This window comes from Streptomyces sparsus, from assembly GCF_054776295.1.
Map to the genome: position 1 here is coordinate 1 of NZ_BAAHCA010000525.1, position 3458 is coordinate 3458.

Annotated in this window: 4 protein-coding genes; 1 reads left to right on the forward strand and 3 read right to left on the reverse strand. The window is 74.5% G+C overall.

The window, feature by feature from the left end:
• The 3 genes from ACYVE9_RS19635 to ACYVE9_RS19645 all read right to left on the reverse strand — a co-directional run.
• A partial coding sequence (locus tag ACYVE9_RS19635) for an ABC transporter permease (RefSeq protein WP_461029192.1) occupies nucleotides 1-1086 on the reverse strand: 1086 nt, incomplete at its 3' end.
• A gap of 107 nt (nucleotides 1087-1193) precedes the next feature.
• Nucleotides 1194-1967, reverse strand: coding sequence for a molybdate ABC transporter substrate-binding protein (gene modA / locus ACYVE9_RS19640; protein WP_461029193.1), 774 nt, complete (start codon nucleotides 1965-1967; stop codon nucleotides 1194-1196).
• Nucleotides 1968-1990: 23 nt separating this feature from the next.
• The gene (locus ACYVE9_RS19645; protein WP_461029194.1) at nucleotides 1991-2389 is read right to left on the reverse strand and encodes a TOBE domain-containing protein; all 399 of its coding nucleotides are present in this window, start codon (nucleotides 2387-2389) and stop codon (nucleotides 1991-1993) included.
• A gap of 292 nt (nucleotides 2390-2681) precedes the next feature.
• Here ACYVE9_RS19645 and ACYVE9_RS19650 point away from each other — a divergent pair.
• The coding region (locus ACYVE9_RS19650) for a PASTA domain-containing protein (protein ID WP_461029195.1) at nucleotides 2682-3458 on the forward strand (777 nt) is incomplete at its 3' end.

A 3458-nucleotide genomic window follows, 5' to 3' on the forward strand; every position in this document is an offset into this window, starting at 1 on the left:
GCCCGCCCCGTTGGGGCCCACCACGGCGAGCGTGGTTCCCGGCTCGGCGTCCAGGGTGAGCGTGGTGAAGCCGGTGACGTCGGCGTGCAGCGGCCAGCGCCCCCCGCCCGGGGGGACGGCACCGGACACGCGCGGTGGCGGGGCAGCGGGGCGGGGGGCGGTTGGGTGCGGGGCGGTTGGTGCCTCGGCTGCTGGCGGGTCCGGCACGTCGGTCGCGGCTTCCGGGGGCCCGCCGCCGGGAGGGGCGTTGGTGGGAGGGCCGCCGGTGGGGCGGTGGTCGGTGGGGCCGGTGGTCCAGCGTCCGCGCAGGGCGACCAGCACGGCCATGGCGATGGCGAGCAGCAGCAGCGAGACGGAGGTGGCGGCGGCGGGCTGCTCCTGGAGCAGCAGGTACACCTGGAGCGGCAGGGTCTGGGTGGCGCCGGGCAGATTGCCCGCGAAGGTGATGGTCGCGCCGAACTCACCGAGGGCCCGGGCCCAGGTCAGCGCGGCACCGGCGGCCAGGGCGGGCGCCACCATCGGCAGCGTCACCGTGCGGAACACCCGCACCGGGGAGGCGCCGAGCGAAGCGGCGGTCTGCTCGTAGCGCTCGTGCAGCCCGGCCAGCGCGCCCTCCAGGCTGATCACCAGGAAGGGCATCGCGACGAAGGTCGCCGCGAGCACCGCGCCCGAGGTGTGGAACGGCAGAGTGAGGCCGAAGCTGTTCTCCAGCCAGGGCCCGAGCACACCGCGACGGCCGAAGGCGAGCAGCAGCGCCACCCCGCCGACGGTCGGCGGCAAGACCATCGGCAGCAGCACCAGCGACCGCACCACCGCCTTGCCGGGGAAGTCGACCCGGGCGAGCAGCCAGGCCAGCGGCACACCGAGCAGCAGTGACAGGGCCAGCGCCCAGAACGAGACGACCACCGACAGCCGCAGCGCCTCCAGCACCGGGGGGTCGGAGAGGTGTCCCCCCAGCTCCGCCCACGAGGTGCGGGCCAGCACACCCACCAGCGGGAGCAGCAGCAGCACGACGGCGAGCAGTGCGGGCAGCACGAGCGTCAGGGGGGCTCGGGTGCCGGAGGTCCGGCTGCGGAGAAGTCTCATCGGCGGGTTCCCGGTTCGCTGGTGGCTCACGCCGCTGTCCGCCGGCGCGGGTGCGGGGCTGCCGGCGACCGGGACGCTGAGGCCCGTCCGCCGTCGGCCGCCGCGGGTCAGGGCTGCTGGAAGCCGGCCGCACGCAGCAGGTCCTGGGCCTGCTCGCCGCCGAGCCAGTCCACGAACGCGGTGGCCGCCTCCGGGTCGGAGGAGCTGTCGAGCGTGGCTGCCGGGTAGGACGCCAGGACGTTCCGCCGTTCCGGGATCGCCACCGCCTCGACCAGTTCGGAGCCTGCCGCGTCGGTGGCGTAGACGAGTCCCGCGTCGGCCTCGCCGAGTTCGATCTTGCTCAGTACCGCCCGCACGCTCGGCTCCTGCGAGACCGGTTCGACCGTGGTCCCCGCGGCGTCCAGGATCTCCCTGCCGTACCGGCCCGCGGGCACCTCGGGCGCCGCGAGCACCACCTTCAGCTCCCGGTCGCCGAGGTCCGCAAGCGTGCGCACCTCGTGCGGATTGCCCTCGGCGGTGGCGATGACCAGCCGGTTGCCGGCGATGACGGTCGCCGGGCCGGTCTCCTCCCGCAGCCCGTCCATCGTGTCGGTGTCGGCGGTGACCAGCACGTCGGCGGGTGCCCCCTGCCTGACCTGGGCGGCCAGTTCCTGCGAGCCGGCGAAGGAGAAGGACACCGAGGTGCCGGGGTGCTGCTTCTCGTAGGCGGCGCCGGCCGTGCGGAAGACGTCGGTGAGCGAGGCGGCGGCCAGCACGGTGACGTCGCGGTGCCCGTCCTCGGAGCCGTCCGGGCTGCCGCAGGCGGCCAGCGGCAGCAGCGCGACGGCTGCCGCCGGGACGAGCAGGCGTCGGGCTCGGTGTCGGCGTCGGTGTCGGGACATGGCGCGCTCTCCTCGGCGGACGGTCAGGGGTGGCGGTCGATGTGCACGTTGGTGGACTTCACCCGTGCGGTGGCGCGCACGCCCACCTCGAGCCCCAGCTCCTCGACGGCCTCCCTGGTCAGGAGTGAGACCAGGCGGTGCGGGCCGGCCTGGATCTCGACCTGCGCGGCGACGTCTCCGAGCGTGACCGCGGTGACGATGCCGGGAAAGGCGTTGCGCGCCGAGGTGTGGGACGCCTCCTCGTCCTCGCCACCGCTCCGGCCGACCTCGACGCAGAGCGCGGCCAGATCGCGGCCGTCGATGAGCCGGCGGCCGGTGCCGTCGTGGTGGCTGGCCACCCGCCCGGCGTCGGCCCAGCGCCGCACGGTGTCACCGCTCACCCCGAGAAGCCGGGCGGCCTGACCGAAACTGTAGGTGTGCATATGCGCGAAGATATGCCTGTTGCTTGCGCGCCTGCAAGGTAATGCCCCGCTAACCGCCGCAGATGCGAGTGAGCACCGCAGCCTTCGCGCGGGCGGTGAGCATCGTTCCCGGCACGGTGAGGGCCGCCCGGGGGCGGCAGTCGCGCGTGGGTGACGACCACCGGCCGCCTGCGGCGCAGTAGGTGCGGTGCACATCTACCGGAATCCGCCATTCGTGCACATCTCATCACACCGATGAGTACGCTGCGGCATCCAGCCGTCACACACGGCGGTCACTTCTCAGGAGCCGCGCATGCCCCCGACCCGCCTCTCGATACCCCGGCGCCCCGCGCGCCCCCGCAGACCGGTCGCACAGGCGGTCCGCGTGCTGGGGGTCGCCGCACTTGGCGTGGCACTCACCGCCTGCGGTGGTGCCCAGGCCGATCCGCAGTCCGACCGGGCCCCCTCCGCCTCCGCGTCGGCAACAGAGTCCGGCACCCCCCGCTACGTGGAGATGGGGCTCGCGGAGGCCGCGAGCAAGGCCGCCAAGGCCGGATACTCCACCAGGCACCACAACGCGTCGGGCAGTGAGCAGGCCGACTCCTGGCTGGTCGGCGACTGGCGCGTGTGCTTCCAGAAGGAGTCGGCCCCGGCCTCCGGTGAGGGGAAGCCGGAGCTGGAGTTCGGCGCGGTCCCCAGCGGTGTGAGCTGCCCGTCGAAGGCCGCGGCGGCGCTGGACTGGCCGGAGTTCCCGGACGTCGTCGGCAGCAGCCACCAGGACGCGACCGCCGAGATCGGGAAGCTCGGCCTGCGGGACGTCTCCGCACGCAGCGCCTACAGCAACGTCGAGCTGCCCTCCGCGCCCGACAAGTGGAAGGTCTGCTTCCAGGAGCCGGGCGCCGGAACCGAGGCTCCCTTCGCCGACGACCTCGCCGTACGCCTGGACCTCGTCGCACCCCGTACCGACTGCCCGAAGAAGACCGGCACCCGCCTGCCGCCGGCCCCGAAGCCCACCCCGCCGCCCGCACCGAAACCCGCGCCCGCCACCTCCGCCCCGCAGACCCCCGACGGCAGCACCGGCGGCAGCACG